Source organism: Mycetohabitans sp. B46 (assembly GCF_037389205.1).
GTDB lineage: Bacteria > Pseudomonadota > Gammaproteobacteria > Burkholderiales > Burkholderiaceae > Mycetohabitans.
The window spans coordinates 234,546-253,268 of the sequence record NZ_JADBGL010000002.1 but is presented as its reverse complement, the minus strand read 5'-3'; the positions used below and the strand labels follow the sequence as shown (position 1 = coordinate 253,268).

Annotated in this window: 15 protein-coding genes, 1 tRNA gene and 1 pseudogene; 11 read left to right on the top strand and 6 right to left on the bottom strand. The window is 59.4% G+C overall.

Features of this window, described 5'->3' with window-relative positions; genetic code table 11:
• Positions 1 to 469 precede the first annotated feature (469 nt).
• Both IHE30_RS03175 and IHE30_RS03170 read left to right on the top strand, forming a co-directional pair.
• Positions 470 to 1,222, top strand: a complete 753-nt coding sequence (locus IHE30_RS03175; protein ID WP_337688763.1) for a hypothetical protein — start codon at positions 470 to 472, stop codon at positions 1,220 to 1,222.
• A 2,179-nt stretch (positions 1,223 to 3,401) separates the two neighbouring features.
• Positions 3,402 to 3,809: a hypothetical protein gene (locus tag IHE30_RS03170; protein ID WP_337689027.1), complete on the top strand. Its 408-nt coding sequence runs from the start codon at positions 3,402 to 3,404 to the stop codon at positions 3,807 to 3,809.
• Here IHE30_RS03170 and IHE30_RS03165 read toward each other — a convergent pair.
• Positions 3,745 to 4,101, bottom strand: coding sequence for a DUF29 family protein (locus IHE30_RS03165; protein WP_337688762.1), 357 nt, complete (start codon positions 4,099 to 4,101; stop codon positions 3,745 to 3,747). The genes IHE30_RS03170 and IHE30_RS03165 overlap by 65 nt on opposite strands.
• A 47-nt stretch (positions 4,102 to 4,148) precedes the next feature.
• On the opposite strand from IHE30_RS03165, the pseudogene IHE30_RS03160 reads away from it, so the two are divergent.
• The 3 genes and pseudogenes from IHE30_RS03160 to IHE30_RS03150 all read left to right on the top strand — a co-directional run.
• Positions 4,149 to 4,328: pseudogene (locus tag IHE30_RS03160) on the top strand (IS256 family transposase); the annotation flags it as partial.
• A gap of 255 nt (positions 4,329 to 4,583) precedes the next feature.
• Positions 4,584 to 5,225, top strand: a complete 642-nt coding sequence (locus IHE30_RS03155; RefSeq protein WP_337688989.1) for a HipA family kinase — start codon at positions 4,584 to 4,586, stop codon at positions 5,223 to 5,225.
• Positions 5,225 to 6,064 (top strand): DUF3037 domain-containing protein, encoded by an 840-nt coding sequence (locus IHE30_RS03150; RefSeq protein ID WP_337688760.1) that lies wholly within the window; start codon positions 5,225 to 5,227, stop codon positions 6,062 to 6,064. The genes IHE30_RS03155 and IHE30_RS03150 overlap by 1 nt, the downstream gene beginning before the upstream one ends.
• Before the next feature lie 307 nt (positions 6,065 to 6,371).
• Here IHE30_RS03150 and IHE30_RS03145 read toward each other — a convergent pair.
• From IHE30_RS03145 to IHE30_RS03130, 4 genes are all read right to left on the bottom strand, one after another.
• A tRNA-Val gene (locus tag IHE30_RS03145) sits at positions 6,372 to 6,446 on the bottom strand.
• A gap of 179 nt (positions 6,447 to 6,625) precedes the next feature.
• Complete coding sequence (gene dnaQ, locus IHE30_RS03140) at positions 6,626 to 7,369, bottom strand: DNA polymerase III subunit epsilon (protein WP_337688759.1); 744 nt, start codon at positions 7,367 to 7,369, stop codon at positions 6,626 to 6,628.
• A 52-nt stretch (positions 7,370 to 7,421) separates the two neighbouring features.
• Positions 7,422 to 7,871 (bottom strand): ribonuclease HI, encoded by a 450-nt coding sequence (gene rnhA / locus IHE30_RS03135; RefSeq protein ID WP_337688758.1) that lies wholly within the window; start codon positions 7,869 to 7,871, stop codon positions 7,422 to 7,424.
• Between the two features lie 42 nt (positions 7,872 to 7,913).
• The gene (locus IHE30_RS03130; protein WP_337688757.1) at positions 7,914 to 8,726 is read right to left on the bottom strand and encodes a class I SAM-dependent methyltransferase; all 813 of its coding nucleotides are present in this window, start codon (positions 8,724 to 8,726) and stop codon (positions 7,914 to 7,916) included.
• 21 nt (positions 8,727 to 8,747) lie between these two features.
• Here IHE30_RS03130 and gloB point away from each other — a divergent pair, with 21 nt between their 5' ends.
• The 6 genes from gloB to IHE30_RS03100 all read left to right on the top strand — a co-directional run bounded on the left by gloB (position 8,748) and on the right by IHE30_RS03100 (position 17,944).
• A complete protein-coding gene (gloB, locus tag IHE30_RS03125; protein WP_337688755.1) occupies positions 8,748 to 9,590 on the top strand; it encodes a hydroxyacylglutathione hydrolase in 843 nt (280 codons plus the stop codon).
• A gap of 220 nt (positions 9,591 to 9,810) precedes the next feature.
• Positions 9,811 to 11,535, top strand: coding sequence for a transglycosylase SLT domain-containing protein (locus IHE30_RS03120; RefSeq protein ID WP_337688753.1), 1,725 nt, complete (start codon positions 9,811 to 9,813; stop codon positions 11,533 to 11,535).
• A 728-nt stretch (positions 11,536 to 12,263) separates the two neighbouring features.
• Positions 12,264 to 13,424 (top strand): glutamine-hydrolyzing carbamoyl-phosphate synthase small subunit, encoded by a 1,161-nt coding sequence (gene carA, locus IHE30_RS03115; RefSeq protein ID WP_337688752.1) that lies wholly within the window; start codon positions 12,264 to 12,266, stop codon positions 13,422 to 13,424.
• Between the two features lie 136 nt (positions 13,425 to 13,560).
• Positions 13,561 to 16,815, top strand: a complete 3,255-nt coding sequence (gene carB / locus IHE30_RS03110; RefSeq protein WP_337688749.1) for a carbamoyl-phosphate synthase large subunit — start codon at positions 13,561 to 13,563, stop codon at positions 16,813 to 16,815.
• A gap of 146 nt (positions 16,816 to 16,961) precedes the next feature.
• The gene (gene greA, locus IHE30_RS03105) at positions 16,962 to 17,438 is read left to right on the top strand and encodes a transcription elongation factor GreA (protein WP_237575260.1); all 477 of its coding nucleotides are present in this window, start codon (positions 16,962 to 16,964) and stop codon (positions 17,436 to 17,438) included.
• A 35-nt stretch (positions 17,439 to 17,473) separates the two neighbouring features.
• Positions 17,474 to 17,944 carry a DUF4149 domain-containing protein gene (locus IHE30_RS03100; RefSeq protein ID WP_337688745.1) on the top strand — a complete coding sequence of 157 codons (471 nt, stop codon included), beginning with the start codon at positions 17,474 to 17,476 and terminating at the stop codon, positions 17,942 to 17,944.
• A 110-nt stretch (positions 17,945 to 18,054) separates the two neighbouring features.
• Here the strand turns inward: IHE30_RS03100 and IHE30_RS03095 are convergent, their stop codons facing one another.
• Positions 18,055 to 18,642 carry a YhbY family RNA-binding protein gene (locus IHE30_RS03095; protein WP_337688743.1) on the bottom strand — a complete coding sequence of 196 codons (588 nt, stop codon included), beginning with the start codon at positions 18,640 to 18,642 and terminating at the stop codon, positions 18,055 to 18,057.
• Positions 18,643 to 18,723 lie beyond the last annotated feature (81 nt).

The following is an 18,723-nucleotide window of genomic DNA, read 5'->3' as shown; positions in this document are numbered from 1 at the left end:
AGGCGCTTGTATGAAGCTAGTCGGGAGGGGATAGGCCGAGGTAGGTGCTGACCCCATGCCTAAGCTAGGTAGGGACATAGAGAAAAAATTTGCTTTACATTACTAATTTATAGTTACGGTCTAGCTACCGCGTGCTGCTTCCCTTGTAGGAACACTGACGCGAATAAGGGCGCTGCAGATACGTGCTCATGCGTGAACTATATTGCTGTTTTTGGGTAAAGCGCTTCATCATGACAGCATCTTGACATGTAAGGATTGTACTTGTGCGATTGTGTGTCGGATGGAGGAGTTGGTGATGGGCGTACCTAGTCATGTAATGCAAGCTGCGCACGACTCTGATGTAAAGACAGGGTCAATTGATCAGATTGTCTGATTAGTACGGTATGCTTAGTTTTTGCCTTTTCGTTTGATCTCAGTGCGAAAGATGACAAGAGGCAGTCTGGTAAATGTAGATGGATGGAGTCGTTAGTTGATTCAACGTATTAAAGCATTATCTGGCGCTGTAGCTGTAGCGCTGACTCAATACGGTTGTGGGAGCGGTGAGGTCGATATGGTAGGCAGTGCTCCCTTAGCAGATTACCAAGGGTTTTACACCGATACAGCGCCAGACGGCACTACATTTTCAACCGCCATCTTTGATGATGGATCGTTATATGCGATATCGTTTGATAAAGAGAGGACGGAATTTCACGCGTTACGAGGAACGGTTGAAGGCAGTAACGGCAACCTTTCCGCTTCGGATATCATCGGCTATAGTTTCAATGGCCTAGGATCAATGCGCGGCCAACTTTCCGGTACATATCGGGCTAAGCAATCTTTAATCGGCCAAGTTACTTATTCCGAGACGGGGCGAATCATGCCGGTTTCGGTGACCTATGATCCGCGCTATGAGGACACACCAACCCTTGCTAATGCGGCAGGTGTGTATTCGGGCCTGGCCGTCGGAAAATCGGAACGAAGTCAAGCGAACATCAGCATAACGCCGCAAGGCACGGTGAAAGTTTCGGGTCCTAACGATTGTCGAGCCGCTGGAGAAATCACGCCTAAGAAAACTGGCAACGCCTACGATATAACGGTTCGATACGATCAGATGGCGAGTTGCTCACTGTCTGGCCAAGTGATGACGGGCAGCGTGGTCATTGAGGCTGAGAAGGGTCATCTGAACGCTCTCGCAACGAGCGCGGACCGAATCCACCCACTGTTGTTTACGGGAGGGAAGTAAGCCACAACGGAAGCAAATGACTATAGCTGCGGCGCGGATGCCGTCGTGCGTCTAGGCATCACGACGTGCGCCGCTTAACACAAAGCTATACAATCCGTCGGATATTGCGCACTTGCAGCGAACGTAGTTGCTGTAGAACGGAGCCAGTACGGCCAATGTCGATGCTTTGCGGTTTATGCTTCAGTGTGATGCTGTCCCGCAAAGCTTGATAACGTCTTGGCTGCCCAAAATTGGGGTTTCCACTATAGGCGAGCAACGCGGCGCGGGTCTCCTGGCTAGACGGGTTGTCCAATCTAGAGAATTCAGGGCAGCGGTATTCTCGATGCGTTGCCGGCAAAGCCAGCTTAGTCGCCATTCCTGTCGCGCATGGTAGGTTCCCTTATCCACGCTCGACAGGTTGCCATGCTGTCGAATGGCATGTAGGTAGCCACTTGCCGGAGGGCTTCTGGTAGCAATGCGCGATAAGTCGCGCAGCTATTCGTTGCGCCGCGGGTTGACGAGACTGTCGTCGGGAGCTACCGCACGCGGCTGTTCGCCGGCGCAGACAGACACGGGGAGTGGGGCGGCGCAGCTGCTGCGGGGCGACCGGCTTGTTGATTTTCCATAGCATATTGCGCGACGGGAGTGCTGCTGAATGCGAAGTTTGTATCGAATTCCATTAGCAAGTATGCCCAATGTGTATGGATGAACCATCCCGGAACTTCGGATGGCTGTTTTACTTGAGTTACGCCGCCGATGGCGGCTCCGGAGTTCCTCATATCATAATAAGCAACTTGATTGGCGCGGGCGAAATAGGGCTGAAAGGGTCGATTAGTCGGCGATGATTGCAGGATGCCGGACGGGTGACTGGGACAGCGCGCTGCAAAAACACACCCCTGATGCGCTGGTGCAGTTGGGCCTGGCGCTGATCCACGGGCGCTGACCCATGATTTTTAAAGTGAAGGGGTTTGGCAGTTTGCTTCGCCTTGCTACACGGGCTTTCCAGTGCTCTACCGCTGAACTAAAGCGCTTAAAATTTGCCTCGGGTCCCAGGACGGTTATGGCACATCGCCATGTGCAAGTATAGCCGTCTGGACCGAAATTTGTCCTGCTAACCCGTGAGCCGTGCGCCTGCATGCGCGCACCCGAATTTCCCCCGTACGCCCGCCTGGAAACGCCCCCAAACAAAATAGAAAACGAGCCATCTCGGTGTCTACCGCATGCCTAGAACAGGCAGGGGGCGCAGGGCAAAATTAGTATTTGTATCAGTAAGTTACGATCTAAATATTGAATGCTGACACTTCATGGGGACACTGCGGCCGCATGACAGGCTCTAGAACGGGCTGGCGGACAAGGCAATAGGGGCAGGTGTAAACGATGGTATTGCAAGCCGTCAGCGGGACTATACGCAAGCCGTAAGGCTGTGAGCCGTCATTGCTGCTTCTAGCGCACCTAGCTTTTGGCAACATGCTGCGAATGCGTGCAAACGCGTGGGCTATCTGTTTGCCGTTTGCTGTGGTTTGCTTGCTGTTCGCCCGTTTGTAACGCGTTGCGAGCTATGAGTTAATTTCAGTCATCTTATCGACACAACACATCATCCTTTGCTCGCGCCGGGAGGCTTGCTGACATTGTCGCAAGTCGCGTATCTGTGCCGCACTCTTGGAGCGAGCGAAGCAATGCGACGAGTGCCAGTGACAACAGTGTACCCTAGAGACCGAAGGAGCAGCGCGCTCCTACAAGACAAGGGCGATAGGGGTGCTCTCTACAGTAACAGTGCCCCGACTTGTAATCCTCGCACTCATGCGATTACGTGTCGGATTCTATTCAGTGTGAATCCGCTCCGAAATACAAGAGACACTAAGCCGACAATTCCCATGAATCATTAGCCAACGATGCTTGTTATTAGAAAGGCGGTGAAACATACTAGAAAGTATTGTGACTAAAGAAAAGCCGGGGGTAGATTGATGAGACAATTAATCCAGGAACAGCGAGCAAGCCAGGCCACTATGGTTTGCTAAGGAATGGAGATCAAGATTGCAGCGGAACTATTCCTGTTCCGCCTGGTTCGTTGGAAACACTTTTTATTAACAATGCTTCTGTGAGGGAAAATGGATCGGAATCGTTAGTCTGTAGCTGTCTTTCGCCACTCAAGCCATATCTATTCATAATATATTGTTGAATCAATAATAAGATTAATAACATGCGTCAGAAATTAATTTTTATAGCTGTTGCCTTTATCATAAGTGGATGCATACATACCCCAGCGAATCCTGTACAAGTGGCACAGATTGGTGACGAGAGCAAGAGTTGCCGAGCAATCGTTAACGAAATAGAAGACATGAAGGCGCTAGTACTTTCTACTCAAAGTGAGGGAAATGTTAAGACAGCCAAGAACGTTGGGCTTGGGGTGGCTGGTGCGTTCCTGCTTGTGCCATGGTTCTTTATGGATCTAGGAAATGCTCCTACAGTCGAGCAGAAAGCCGCGCAAGCGCGAATTAAGCGGCTTACAGCTTTGTATGAGGACAAAAAATGCGCAGGTCCCACTACAGATAGTGTAATAGCACCTGCGCCTGTAGGCAGTGCGGCGGCGTCAAATAGCATGCAATGATCGAAGGCGGCCTCACTTCGCAACTACTGCCCGAGCTACGTCTCATCTTGTCAGCAGTGTGTTGACTACCGTGGTTGATTAGGAAAAACGTCGGGTCAAGCACTTGCTTCATTGACCATGGGCAGATTTCCGGGAACACGTCGAGGCCGGTTTCTTTGGCAGCTTTGGATACGGAGTCCGCCCAAACTCCGGTGATCCATTCAGGATCGATTAGTGAGTTCTTGAGGCTAAGTGTTTTACGCAAAACTATTTTGATTGCTCGGCGTTGTTTCTTAATTGTGGAACCTGTCAAAATTTTAGTGTGCCAAGGTCATGAGACGATAACGGAAATGACGTTCTATGACCGATGCAACTGTGACCAAGAAGAGCAAGAATCCGAAGGCGCCAAAGCTGTTTCCCGATGAACTGATTGACCCACTGCTGGCGCAGGTGCAAAGCGAGGATGTCGAGTCGATTCTGGGCGAATCGGGCTTAGCCGGGCAACTGAAGAAGCAACTGGCTGAGCGCATGCTCGCGGCATGAGCGTGCGCGAGATCCGAGGCCATTTGCTGGAACTGTATGACCTTGAGGTGTCGCCCGATCTGATACTGGATTCGGTGAATTATGACATGCAACACTGGTATGTCCCCGGGACCGGGACTTCACAATCTTTCACGCGTTCGATGAATTGCGTGTGAGGCTCCCCAAAAATCAGAACCATTCCGTCTAATCTTCGATACCCCAAAGCACGCCGATGTGCGCCTGGGTGAGTCGCTAACCGCCATCAGCCAATCCATGCTAGCGGTTCACGTTCCGGGCAGCGACGGTAACGGCTTTGTTACCATTTCAGGCCTACGTCCTTCGCGTTGCGCAGCGTCGGATTGTGGCGAGCCATATGCGGGGAATCCATGTTCGATCGCGATAATCAAAATCGGCCCTTCACATTTCGCCGAACTTGGCGCAGGCTATGTCTTTGCGTCCTGCGCGGTGCCAAATGCACTAGAGATGTCATGGACGCTGCTTGGCAATGTCGATCCCGAACTGCAGTTGGACGTCATCGTGTTCGACTGGTGGATTCGGAACCAGGACCGGACGCTGACCGAGAAAGGCGGCAATCCAAACTTGCTCTGGGACCCAGGAGCCAGTCGGATGCTGGTGATTGACCAAAACCAGGCATTCGATCCCTATTTTGACCGGTCAGCCTTTCTCGAGCTTCACCCGTTCTCGCCAGTATGGCACAGAGTCTATGAAGATTTCGTGGCCCGGCAGGTTTATGAGATGAGGATGCTAAACGCGCTCGAACAGTTCGAGTGCGCGTGCGATAAAATGCCAGCTTCGTGGTTTATCGTCGGTGATGACGTGCCGCTCGGGTTCACGCCCGACGAGGCATACGGCCTGCTGCTTAAGTGTTGCCACGAGGATTTTTGGAAACCATAATGAAACACGCGTGCCGTTACGCCATTGTCCGCTTCATGCCGTACCTGGAGACGGGTGAATTCGCGAACGTGGGACTTTTGCTGATGAGCCCCACGGCGAGGTTTTTTGGTTTCCGCATGCTCGATAGCGTGCGGCGGGTAACCGCGTTCTTTGATGAACTTGACCCGAACATCTTCCGCCGTGCGAGGAAGACCTACCAACAAGAGTTGATGCGTATCGGCGCGTCTATCGAACATGCATTCTGCAACGTATCGCCCGGCTTGGATCCGGACTATGCGAAATTCGCGTTCACCGAATTAGTGAAGCCGCGGCAGGCGATCATGTATGCCGACGCAGAGCGGGCGGTTTTAGCGGACGATCCGGCCGAGAAGCTGCTTGAGCTCTTTGATCACTATGTTGGCCGTGTGTTCGTGACTCGGGCCTATCAGGAGCGGGAAGTCGAAAAGGGCGTGCAGCGCATTTTGAAATCCGCAGAGCTGGCTGCGCTGTATAAACAGCAGGTGTTGATCGGTGATGACGCTTACCGCGCGAGGTTGCCGTTTGCGCGGATAAACGAGCGCGGTCAGGCGATACGTGCGATCAAGCCGCTGTTTCTTGCGCATGACGACCCTTCACGGCTGTACGACCATGGCTGGGACTGGCTGGGCAAGGTCAAGAAGCTGCGTCGCGACGACAAGCTCATTGGCGACATTATGTTTGCTGTCCGGCGTCCGGCAGAGGAATTTGGGCCGCATGCAGAGGCTTTCGCGGATGTAAAGCAGGATTTAGAACGCGAGGATTTCATCTCAGTTGTATCTGACAGCGATGAACGTGGCATCCTTGCGTTTGCTCAGGATTGAGTCACAGAGGGGCGCCGGCGCCTCGACCGTACCGGCTATAGGTGGGGCGGACTCGACACGCCGCGCCCAAGCTTCAACGGCGGTCTTGGTATCGAAACGGCGAGACAGCGACAGTCACCCGCGTCGCCGAGTTTGCGTTTCCCAGTACTCTCCTCATTGCCGAATCGTTGCGATGCAAATGCCTCGCCAAGTAAACAGTGGCAAATTTGTGGCAAACCGCCCGATTCAGGGGAGGATAGAAATCGAACGAGGAGGTGTCCGGTCGCCTGAAAGTAGAAGGGCCGGCAATTGCCGGCCCTTCTAATTCTGGTGGGTAGTACTGGGATCGAACCAGTGACCCCTGCCGTGTGAAGGCAGTGCTCTACCGCTGAGCTAACCACCCAAATGAGTCAGCGATTATGACAGGATTCGCGAGGTCCGTAAAGCACTTTTCGCTGACTCCGGGCTGCATTATCGACCATCTGGCGCTCACGCGAAGCCGCTATGGCGCTGGCCTGCTCATGCGCCAGATCACGTGCGCATCCGTCGACACCGCACCGACGCGCGCGGCACGCCGCTGCATCACGCGGCAGCCGCGGAGGCGGCTTCGCTCACCGACTGCGGCGGCTTCCGCCACACGCACGGCCCTTTGCGTGCTTTGTCAAGCTCGTCGAGCACATCCGCGTGGGCGGCAAGCTCGTCATCGCTCGCACTGATGACGGGCAACTCAAACTGGGCGAGCGACACGCGCGCCGTGGCGACCGACCCTGAGCCCGGCGTGTCGGCCAGCATGTCGATGACCAGGCTTTCCTGGCCGCGCGTCATCGCTAGATAGACGTCGGCCAGCAATTCCGCATCGAGCAGCGCGCCATGCAGCGTGCGGTGCGCATTGCTAATGCCGAAGCGCTCGCACAAAGCATCCAGTGAGTTACGCTTGCCGGGGAACATCGCCTTGGCCTGCACTAGCGTGTCGATCACTTCGCCGCAATGGTCGCAAAACGGCGGCAGCCCCAGCATCGCAAACTCCGCGTTGAGAAAGCCGATATCGAACGGTGCGTTATGAATGATGATGCTGGCATCCTTAACAAAATCGCGCAGCGCATCGGCAATGTCCGCGAATTTCGGCTTGTCGCGCAGAAACTCGGTAGTCAACCCATGCACGGCCAAGGCGCCGGGGTCGCTGTCGCGCTCCGGATTGATGTAAAAGTGCAAGTTGTTGCCGGTCAGCTGCCGATTGACGATTTCGACGCAGCCGATTTCAATGATCCGGTCTCCGCCTTTGGCGTTCAGACCAGTGGTTTCAGTGTCGAGAACAAGAAGACGCATGGTGGGATTGCCTGTTCAGAAAAGTTCAACATGCAGCGCGTGCGCACGCGGCTCACGCTTGCTCGAGCGATGCCACGCCCCGGTTGGCCAGTGCGTCGGCCCGTTCGTTTTCCGGGTGGCCGGCGTGGCCGCGGACCCAGCGCCATTCGATCTCGTGCAGCACGCTCAGCGCATCGAGACGTTGCCATAGATCGGCGTTCTTGACCGGCGTTTTCGCGGCAGTCATCCAATTCTTCTTTTTCCAGCCGTGAATCCATTCGCTGATGCCTTTTTGCACGTACTGCGAGTCGGTATGGACGACTGCCTTGCATGGCCGCTTCAGCGCCTCGAGCGCGGCGATCACAGCCATCAACTCCATTCGGTTGTTGGTCGTTAAGCACTCGCCACCAAACAGCTCTTTTTCCTGCGCGCCGAAGCGCAGCAGTGCGCCCCAGCCGCCCGGACCCGGGTTGCCTTTGCATGCGCCGTCCGTGTAAATCTCGATGAGGGTGTTGGATTCCATGAGTTCGTCAATAGGGTAGGGTGGCACGCAACGCCGGCGTTGTCAGTTAGCGTTTGGTGTTGCAACCGGATTCAGTGCCGGCGCGAGCGCCTGTTTTTTGATTTTGGCCGGGCCGATTAGCCGCATGCCATGCACCCGCTTGATCGCGGTGATCATGTATGCCGCGCCGAAAATTGGCCACCAGCGGTCGCCGGCCGCTTCCATGAACGCATACCGCGCGAGCCACTTCTCGGTGTCCACCGGCGGGCGGTAGCAGCCGAAGCGGCCCCGGTCCAGTTCGAAGCCGAGCAATTTGATCCAGTCCTTCATTCTCGTGAAGGCGATCAGGTCGTGTGCCGCCGGCACGAACGCATGGCCGCCGCGGCGGCTGATCGACTGTCGCATGCCCCATAGGCTCAGCGAGTTGAAGCCGACGATCACGAGTCGTCCCTCTGGCACGAGGACGCGTTCGGCTTCGCGCAGCAGCCGATGCGGATCGTGCGTGAACTCAAGCGTGTGCGGCAAGATCAGCAGGTCCACGCTCTGCGACTCGAACGGCAGGTCCAGGAAATCGCACCAAAGCGTTTCGCGTTGCGGCGGCGCGTGGCGCCGGCCGGTATCGGCGGCGCCATGACTGTCCTGGCCCGGCAATCGATAGGGCGCGCTCGCGCCGCTGGCCGCGTCCAGCACCAGGCCGCGGCATGGCATGCGGTTTTCGCGCAACGCATCAAGTTGCGGCAAGCCCAACTGCAGCGCGTAATAGCCGAACATGTCGGACACCAGGCGATCGAGTTGGCTTTGCTCCCACGCGAGCACGTATTGCCCCGGTGGTGATTCGGTCCAGGTTGGCCAGTCTATAATCGGTCGGTTCGACATTGTATCTATGGGTCCTGCGCGATGAACGTACCGTTGGCAGCCAGATCAGCCCGTGACGCCGGTGGCGGGTTGCAATACATCCCGGTTCCGGCGTTCGAGGACAACTATATCTGGGTCATCTCGAACGGATGTGACGCCGCAGTGGTCGATCCCGGCGATGCCGCGCCGGTCGCCGACTTCCTGCAGCGACAAGGCTTGCGGCTGACCGCTATTTTACTCACCCACCACCATGCCGACCATGTCGGCGGAGTGGCCACGTTGATTCAGACGTTTGGCGCACACGGCGCGATCCCGGTATACGGTCCGGGCAGCGAAGCCATCCAGGTAGTCACGGACCCGCTCGCGGGCGGGGATGAAATCCGAATCGAGCCGCTTCGGCTGGTGTTGTCCGTGATTGACGTGCCCGGTCATACACGTGGGCATATCGCCTATTTCGCGGTGGCCGGTGAGGATCCCGTGCCGCATCTGCTGTGCGGCGACACGCTATTTGCTAGCGGCTGCGGGCGTCTGTTCGAGGGCACGCCGCAGCAGATGCTGGCCTCGCTGGACGCGCTGGCAGCGTTGCCCGATGCCACCGAAGTGCATTGCGCGCACGAATACACGCTGTCCAATATTGCATTTGCGCTCGCGGTGGAGCCGGACAACGCAGATTTGCTCGCCTGGCGGGAACGGGCGCAAGGTTTACGCGCCGACGGGGTGGCGACGTTGCCGACTACGATGGTTCATGAAAAGCGTGTCAATCCGTTCCTGCGTGTCCATCTGCCGTCGATCCGGCAGCAACTGGCCGACAAACGGCATGTGCACACGAGCGAGCGGCTCGACACCTTCACTGCGTTGCGTGAATGGAAGAACGTTTTTCGCTGACGTCAACCGCGTCGGTGGATCCGGACGTCATCACTTATCCCAACGACGCCGCATGTCGGGACCCTCACATCGATGGCGGATTTCGCACGAAACCTGAAGAACAGGCCTCAACGCCCGGATTTTGCAGGCTTTTTTACAGTTTTTGGGTTGACGCGCCGCACGCGTTCTGCGTACTATCGGACCCAATTTTCCGGCGCCCCTTTGGAATCCGAGACGTTCGATGCGATTGATACTCAGCGCGCTGTTGACCCTGCTGCTCGCCGCCTGCGCGAGCAGCGGCACGAATACAGCGCAATCCTCTCAACCGGCTTCCTCCGCGCTTTCCTCCTCGCAGAACCTGCCACTCGTCGAAGGTAATCCCATCCAGAAGCATGCCGTGCTGTCCTCGTCCAAGCACACCATCGACGTGGATCATGGCAGCGTGCAAGACCTGCAAGGCTCTGATGACTTATGGAGCCGGATTCGCGCCGGCTGCCAGATCCCGGACCTGCAAAGCAATCTGGTCGCCATGCAGACGAATTGGTACGCACAGCGGCCCGACTACGTCGAGCGCATGACCAACCGCTCGAAGAAGTACCTGTATCACATCGTCGAGGAGCTTGAGCAGCGGAACATGCCAACGGAGTTGGCGCTGTTGCCGTTCATCGAATCGGCGTTCAACCCGCATGCGCTGTCGGTCGCGAAGGCTGCCGGCATGTGGCAATTCGTGCCTGGCACGGGCCGCAGCTTCAATCTGAAACAGAACATGTTCCAGGACGAACGGCGCGACGTCGTCGCCTCGACCAGTGCAGCGCTCGATTATCTGACGAAGCTGCACGACATGTTCGGCGACTGGTATCTGGCGCTGGCCGCGTACAACTGGGGCGAGGGCAGCGTGCGACGCGCAATTGCGCGCAACCTGGCGCGTGGGCTGCCAACCGATTATCAAAGCTTGTCGATGCCGGCCGAGACGCGCAACTATGTGCCCAAGCTGCAGGCGGTGAAAAACATCGTGATGAACCCGCGGCAATATGGGCTGACGTTGCCGGATATCCCGAATCACCCGTACTTTGTCACGGTGACCACCGCGCGCGACATCGACGTCAAGGTGGCGTCCAAGCTCGCGGCCCTTTCGCTGGACGAGTTCCGCTCGTTGAACCCCGGCTTCAAGCAACCGGTGATTCTCGGCGCATCGCAGCCGCAGATCCTACTGCCGTTCGAGAACGCCAATGTGTTCGAGCGCAACCTGAAGGCCTACGATGGAAACCTGTCGACGTGGACGACGTACAAGGTGACCGAACGCGCGACCCCGGCGGTGCTGGCCCAAAAAATCGGCGTCGACTCGGGCATGCTGATGGCGGTCAACAAGATTCCGGCCGGCATGCGGCTCAAGCCCGGCTCGACGCTCCTGGTGCCCAAGGATAATGGCGACGACGAGGATATCAGCGCCGACGTCGCGGAAAACGCCGTACTCGCGATGGAGCCGGACGTGCCCGATACGCGCAAAATGCTGATCCGCGTGCGGCGCGGGCAGTCAATTGCGGCGGTGGCCCGGCGCTATGGCGTGACCGTCGCACAGATCAAGGAATGGAACCATACGCGGCGCAACACCGTGACGGCGGGTCAGCGGCTGATGTTGCACGTACCGGTCAGGCGGGTGGCCGCGAAAGCGGTGCCGGCGTCGCGCGTGGGCCGCGTGGAGAAGATTTCGGCGCGCGCGCAGAAGAGGCGGGCGGTTTCGCACTATGAGGCGCGCAAGAGTCGTGCGGGCGTTGTACGCGTTGTCCAGCCGGTGCGCAGCAAGACTGGCGGGGCGAAGGCGGGCAAAGGTGTGGCGAAGTCGGCGGGCACTGCTGTGGCCATTGGGGCCGGCAAGGCGGCGCCGGCGTCCGCCGGCAAGTCCCAGGCTACGGTCGCGAGCCGCGCGAAGACGACGGGCGACGCGCGCAAACGCCAAATAAAGTAGACGGGCTCGCGCATCGGCGACGCGTTGCGGGGGCAACGCGTATGACGCTCCGATCGCCCACGCTTTTCATCGCCGCAGCGCAAGCTGCGGCGATTTCGTTTGTGCGCCGGCTGGTGGCCTCGCACGGATGACCCGTGCGCTATGTCAAAAAGTATTGAAGCGATGCTGCGATGCTGACGTGATCGAGTGGCACGACTTGCCCCGATCGATGAAGCGCCGCGCAAGCCGCAGTCGCGTGGTGCACACGCCCTGGTCGGCGAGCGTGGCTTGCAGTAGCCACCCCGAGTCATCGAAGATCGGTCCGCGCGTGGCGCGTGCGCATCCAATCCTTGGAATCTTTGCGTGGCAAGTAGCGATCGATGCGGCACTGAGCCATTGGCCGGTGCGAGGCGGCCATTATCCGGCCCGGACTGTTGGAGATTCACCGGTCCGGTTGAAAGGCGACTAAAATGAAATGGTGGCCGACACAGGGCCATCGAACCGATTGATTTTGAGGTAGGCTCGGTTTCGAGCTATAATTTGAAAGTTTAAGTTAATCAACCCGCACCCTAGCGCCTACCTCCCTCAAACCGCTCGTCCGCCGCGCGCGCGCTTCCACTGGCGCTGTTGCCTGCGGCGGGACCGCTTGTGCACGTCGTCCGTGAGTCGAACTGGCTCCGGAGGCGGGCAATGCGCCCCCGGACAAGGACGACAGGTCGGCAGCAGGGTGTCCCCGGAAGGAGCCCCCCGTGTTGCCGTCTTTTTCTCCCGCCCTGCTTGCGCTTGCCGATGGCACCGTTTTGCGCGGCTACTCGATCGGCGCCACCGGCCACACGATTGGTGAAGTGGTGTTCAATACCGCGATCACCGGCTACCAGGAAATCCTCACCGATCCCAGCTACGCGCGCCAGATCGTCACGCTGACGTATCCGCACATCGGCAATGTTGGCGTAAACGGCGAGGACGTCGAGTCGGATCGCGTCCATGCAGCCGGCCTGGTGATTCGCGACCTGCCGGTACTGGCGTCGAATTTCCGCTCTCAGCGCACGTTGTCTGACTATCTGGCCGGCGAAGGCGTGGTCGCGATTGCCGGCCTGGACACGCGCCACTTGACCCGCATCCTGCGCGAGCGGGGCGCGCAGAACGGCTGCATCCTTGTCGGGACCGACGAACAGCAAGCGGTCGAGTTGGCGCGCTCGTTCCCGGGCTTGGCCGGCATGGATTTGGCAAAAGTCGTGTCGACGCCCGCGCGCTACGAGTGGACCGAGGCCGAATGGCGGCTGGGCGAAGGTTACCGGGCGCAACCGACGCCGCGGTATCGGGTGGTCGCGTTCGACTACGGCATTAAGCGCAATATTCTGCGCATGCTTGCCGAGCGTGGGTGCCATGTAACCGTCCTGCCCGCGCAATCGAGCGCCGCTGACGCGCTCGCGCTCGATCCGGATGGCGTGTTCCTGTCCAACGGTCCCGGTGATCCAGACGCGTGCGATTACGCGATCGCCGCAACGCGCGAATTGATCGAGCGCGGCGTGCCGACGTTTGGCATTTGCTTGGGCCACCAGATCATGGCGCTAGCTGTCGGCGCGAAGACGTTGAAGATGAAGACCGGCCACCATGGCGCCAATCACCCGGTCAAGGATCTGGACAACGGCAAGGTCGTGATCACCTCGCAGAACCACGGCTTCGCAGTCGACACGGCGACGCTGCCGGCCAACGTGAAGGTCACACACGTATCGCTGTTCGATGGCACGCTGCAGGGATTCGCGCTGCAGGACAAGCCCGCGTTCTGCTTCCAAGGGCACCCGGAAGCGTCGCCAGGGCCGCATGATATCGGCTACCTGTTCGACCGGTTCGTTGACCTGATCAAGGCGAGCAAGGCTAGCCGCAGCTGCGCCACGAGCGCCGCATAGCGCCGCGCGGCGGGCGGCTGATTGCCCGCGGCGTGCCAAGCGGCGTGCAGCAGGTGCGTGCGCGATATGCGCCGCACCGCAATACCGAAGACACGAATATCAAGCGCGATACACGCGCACACCAGCGAGTAGCGTTATGCCCAAGCGGACAGACATCAACAGTATCCTTATCATCGGCGCCGGGCCGATCATCATTGGCCAGGCGTGCGAGTTCGACTATTCCGGCGCGCAGGCGTGCAAGGCGCTGCGCGAGGAAGGCTATAAGGTCATTCTGGTCAACAGCAATCCGGCGACGATCATGACCGACCCGGACACGGCCGACGTCACGTACATTGAGCCGATCACCTGGGAAGTCGTCGAGACAATCATTGCGAAGGAGCGTCCCGACGCGATCCTGCCGACGATGGGAGGCCAGACCGCGCTGAACTGCGCGCTGGACCTGCATCGGCACGGCGTGCTGGACCAATACGGCGTCGAGTTGATCGGCGCGTCGCCCGCGGCGATCGACAAGGCCGAGGATCGGCAGAAGTTCAAGCAGGCGATGGACCGGATCGGGCTGGGCTCGGCCAAATCGGGGATTGCGCACTCGTGGGAAGAGGCGCTGAAGGTTCAGGCCGAGATAGCCCATGTAACCGGCGGCGCGGGCTATCCGGTGGTGATCCGGCCCTCGTTCACGCTCGGCGGCTCGGGCGGCGGTATTGCATACAACCGTGTCGAGTTCGAAGAGATCTGCAAGCGTGGTCTAGACCTGTCGCCCACGCGCGAGCTGCTGATCGAGGAATCGCTGCTGGGTTGGAAGGAGTTCGAGATGGAGGTCGTGCGTGACCGGCACGACAACTGCATCATCGTCTGCTCGATCGAGAACCTCGATCCGATGGGCATCCACACCGGTGACTCGATTACCGTCGCGCCCGCACAGACGCTGACCGACAAGGAATACCAATTGATGCGCGACGCGTCGCTCGCGGTGCTGCGCGAGATCGGTGTGGATACGGGCGGCTCGAACGTGCAATTTGCGATCAATCCGCGCGATGGCCGCATGATCGTGATCGAGATGAATCCGCGCGTGTCGCGCTCGTCCGCGCTCGCGTCGAAGGCAACGGGATTCCCGATCGCGAAGGTGGCGGCCAAGCTCGCGGTCGGCTATACGCTGGATGAGTTGAAGAACGAGATTACCGGCGGCCAGACGCCGGCCTCGTTTGAGCCGACGATCGACTACGTGGTCACGAAGGTGCCGCGCTTTGCGTTCGAGAAATTCCGCGAGGCCGATCCGCATTTGACCACCCAGATGAAGTCCGTTGGCGAGGTGATGGCAATCGGGCGCACGTTCCAGGAATCGTTTCAGAAGGCGCTGCGAGGGCTGGAGGTCGGCGTGGACGGGCTGGATGAAAAGTCCACGGACCGCGACGAGATCATCGAGCGGATCGGCACACCGGGTCCGGACCGGATCTGGTATGTTGGCGACGCATTCCGCGTGGGCCTGTCGCGCGACGAAATCTTCGACGAAACCGCGATTGATCCGTGGTTCCTCGCCCAGATCGAGCAGATCGTGTTGAAGGAAAAAGCGCTCGCCGCCCGCTCGCTGGCCAGCCTGTCACGTGACGAGCTGTGGTACCTGAAGCAGAGCGGCTTCTCGGACCGGCGTCTGGCCAAGCTCACGGGCGCAAGCCCGGCCGAGGTACGCGCGCGTCGCATCGAGTTGAATGTGCGGCCGGTCTACAAGCGCGTAGACACCTGCGCGGCGGAGTTTGCGACGAAAACTGCCTACATGTATTCGACGTACGAGCAGGCGTGCGAGGCGCAGCCGACGACGAACAAGAAGATTATGGTGCTGGGCGGCGGCCCAAACCGGATTGGCCAGGGCATCGAGTTCGACTATTGCTGCGTGCATGCTGCGCTGGCGATGCGCGAGGACGGCTACGAGACGATCATGGTCAACTGCAATCCGGAAACGGTGTCGACCGACTATGACACGTCGGATCGGCTCTATTTCGAGCCGCTGACGCTGGAGGACGTGCTCGAGATCGTCGACAAGGAAAAGCCGCTCGGCGTGATCGTGCAATACGGTGGCCAGACGCCGCTGAAGCTCGCACTGGATTTAGAGGCCCATGGCGTGCCGATTGTGGGCACGCCGCCGGACATGATCGATGCGGCCGAGGACCGCGAGCGCTTCCAGAAACTGTTGCAATCGCTCGGCCTGCGCCAGCCGCCGAACCGGACCGCCCGTACCGAGGACGAAGCGCTGCGGCTGGCCGGCGAGATCGGCTATCCGCTTGTCGTGCGTCCTTCCTATGTACTGGGCGGCCGTGCGATGGAGATTGTGCATGAGCCGCGCGATTTGGAACGCTACATGCGCGAGGCGGTCAAAGTATCGAACGATTCGCCGGTGTTGCTGGATCGGTTCCTGAATGATGCAATCGAATGCGATGTCGATTGCATCTGCGATGGCAGCGCGGTCTTCATCGGCGGCGTCATGGAGCATATCGAGCAGGCGGGCGTGCACTCTGGTGATTCCGCATGCTCATTGCCACCGTACTCGCTGTCGGCTGCGACGGTGACCGAGCTTAAGCGGCAGACCGCGGCAATGGCGCGAGCGCTGAACGTGATCGGGCTGATGAACGTGCAGTTCGCGATCCAGCAGGTGCCGCAGGCCGACGGTACGCTCGGCGATGTGATCTACGTGCTGGAAGTCAATCCGCGCGCGTCCCGCACGGTGCCGTACGTGTCGAAGGCGACCGGGCTGCAACTGGCCAAAATCGCCGCGCGCGCGATGGTCGGACAGACGCTGGCCGCGCAGCAGGTGACACGGGAGGTCGAGCCGCCTTACTTCAGCGTGAAGGAGGCGGTGTTCCCGTTCATCAAGTTCCCGGCTGTCGATCCGGTGCTGGGACCGGAGATGCGCTCGACCGGTGAAGTGATGGGCGTCGGACGCACGTTCGGCGAGGCGCTGTTCAAGTCGCAACTGGCTGCCGGCTCGCGGCTGCCCGCGTCGGGCACCGTACTGCTGACCGTGATGGACGCGGATAAGCCCAAGGCTGTCGAGCTGGCGCGCATGCTGCACGAGCTTGGCTATCCGTTGGTTGCGACGAAGGGCACGGCCGCGGCGATTGCGGCCGCCGGCGTGCCGGTCAAAGTCGTCAACAAGGTCAAAGACGGTCGGCCGCATATCGTCGACATAATCAAGAACGGCGAGATCGCGCTCGTGTTCACGACTGTCGATGAAACCCGGACCGCGATCGCCGATTCGCGCTCGATTCGCATGAGCGCCCAGGCGAACAAGGTTACGTACTACACGACGATGTCCGGTGCGCGCGCCGCGGTCGAAGGCCTGCGCTATTTGAGAAACCTCGAGGTCTATGATTTACAAGGGCTTCACGCTCGCCTAAACTGATCATCGATCCGGCGGTTTGCGCAGATGAGGTAAGATGCGTCTGTACCCGTCGGTGGTACCTGAAAAAGCCCTATGAGCCGCGGTTGAGCGGTATCCCGGAATGGGATGCGATCAACCGCGGTAATTTTTTTAATCCTGAGCCTTTTATGAGCACTATTCCACTGACGAAGCGCGGTGCCGACCAACTGCGTGACGAATTGCAACGACTGAAGTCGGTCGAGCGTCCGTCGGTGATCCACGCGATCGCCGAGGCGCGTGCACAAGGTGATTTATCGGAAAATGCCGAGTACGATGCCGCGAAGGAGAAGCAGGCGTTCATCGAGGGCCGCATCGCTGAGCTTGAGTCGAAATTATCGGCCGCGCAGATCATCGATCCAAAGGCGGTCGACGCGGACGGACGCGTCGTATTCGGCGCCACCGTCGATCTCGAGGATCTCGATTCGGGTGACAAAGTCACCTACCAGATCGTCGGAGACGACGAGGCAGATCTCGAGCATGGGCTGATCTCGGTCAGTTCGCCGATTGCTCGCGCGTTGATTGGCAAGCTCGAGGGCGATGTGGCGGCGGTGCAAGCGCCTAGCGGCGTGCGCGAGTACGAGATCATTGCGGTACGCTACGAGTAAAATGTCATGTTCCTGTTGATCGCGGTATTTGAACAATGATTGCACAGCGCCTGTTCCGCCTGTTCGCGATGCTGTGGGTCGGCAGTCTCGTCAGCATCGGCTACCTGGCTGCGCCAACCCTGTTCGCGTCGCTCGATCGTGCGAGCGCGGGCATGGTCGCCGCCTCGTTATTCCACACGCAGGCGGTGATCGGTATGGGAGCCGGTATCGTGCTGCTCGGGTTCGCGCACGCGTTCGTCAAGCGCGGCGACCGAGCGTACCGGGCCGCGCGCTGGGTGATCATCGTGATGCTGGCATGCGTACTGGTGGGCTATTTTGCGCTGCAGCCGTTCATGAATGCATTGCGCGTCGCGGCGCAGCAAGCGGAGACCGATGTCGGACATTCCGCCTATGCGGCGCGCTTTGGTGCGTTGCACGTCGCGTCCAGCGTCATTTATCTGGTGCAAAGCCTGCTTGGCCTCGTGCTGGTGTGGCGCTTGCCGGTCGCTACGCGGTCGATGTTCTGAGTGCTCGCACCGCCACAATCGCGGTGCGCGCGCCGTGCAGGCTGGGCGCAAGCGCATGCCGGCAAACGTCGCGCGTGGATGCGCGGGATCCAGTAGCAGGCCGGTTGTGCCTATTTGTTGGACTGGTGCTGGCGCTTCAGACTCGTCTGCCGCTTTTTCGCCTTTTTGACATTGCCGCCAGCGGTGACGCGCTCATTGCCGAGCACCTTGACCAATTGCGGCTTGGGGCGCCGTACTGTGCTGGACGGTTTCACCACCTTGACGACACGGGGCGCGGCACCGGCCGTCGACGCGTCGCGGCGCGCGGCGGACCGGGCGGTGCCGGCGCTTGGCACGTCGGCGCTGCGCTGTGGCACGGCCCGGGCCTGGGTCGCGCGGGTGCGCGGTGCCGTGCCGCGCGGGGCGCTGGCCTCGGTGTCGTCGCGTCGCGGTCTCCAGATCACCAGCAGTTTGCCGATGTGCTGAATGGGCGCCGCCGACAGACGGTCGCAGATTGTGTCATAAAGCGCCGCGCGCTCGTCGCGCTCGTCGCCGAACACGCGGATCTTAATCAACCCATGCGCGTTCAGGTGCACGTCGATCTCGTTGAGCACCGCGTCGGTCAAGCCGTCTGCGCCGATCAGCACGACTGGCTTGAGCGGATGGGCTTGCGAGCGCAGCGCGCTGCGCTCGGCGGAAGAAAGGGTAAGGGCAGGCATGAGGGTAATCCGGCAAGCAGGGTCACGGCCAACGGCCGCAAAAGACGCGTATTATCCGCCAAAAGCGCCGTCACCGTGTCG

Bases quoted from the DNA above. Each gene is read 5' to 3' on its own strand.
- IHE30_RS03150 (WP_337688760.1), top strand. From the start codon at position 5,225: ATGAAACACGCGTGCCGTTACGCCATTGTCCGCTTCATGCCGTACCTG.
- greA (WP_237575260.1), top strand. From the start codon at position 16,962: ATGAGCACTATTCCACTGACGAAGCGCGGTGCCGACCAACTGCGTGAC.
- carB (WP_337688749.1), top strand. From the start codon at position 13,561: ATGCCCAAGCGGACAGACATCAACAGTATCCTTATCATCGGCGCCGGG.
- IHE30_RS03170 (WP_337689027.1), top strand. From the start codon at position 3,402: ATGCGTCAGAAATTAATTTTTATAGCTGTTGCCTTTATCATAAGTGGA.
- rnhA (WP_337688758.1), bottom strand. From the start codon at position 7,871: ATGGAATCCAACACCCTCATCGAGATTTACACGGACGGCGCATGCAAA.
- IHE30_RS03120 (WP_337688753.1), top strand. From the start codon at position 9,811: ATGCGATTGATACTCAGCGCGCTGTTGACCCTGCTGCTCGCCGCCTGC.
- IHE30_RS03100 (WP_337688745.1), top strand. From the start codon at position 17,474: ATGATTGCACAGCGCCTGTTCCGCCTGTTCGCGATGCTGTGGGTCGGC.
- gloB (WP_337688755.1), top strand. From the start codon at position 8,748: ATGAACGTACCGTTGGCAGCCAGATCAGCCCGTGACGCCGGTGGCGGG.
- IHE30_RS03095 (WP_337688743.1), bottom strand. From the start codon at position 18,642: ATGCCTGCCCTTACCCTTTCTTCCGCCGAGCGCAGCGCGCTGCGCTCG.
- IHE30_RS03130 (WP_337688757.1), bottom strand. From the start codon at position 8,726: ATGTCGAACCGACCGATTATAGACTGGCCAACCTGGACCGAATCACCA.
- IHE30_RS03155 (WP_337688989.1), top strand. From the start codon at position 4,584: ATGCTAGCGGTTCACGTTCCGGGCAGCGACGGTAACGGCTTTGTTACC.
- dnaQ (WP_337688759.1), bottom strand. From the start codon at position 7,369: ATGCGTCTTCTTGTTCTCGACACTGAAACCACTGGTCTGAACGCCAAA.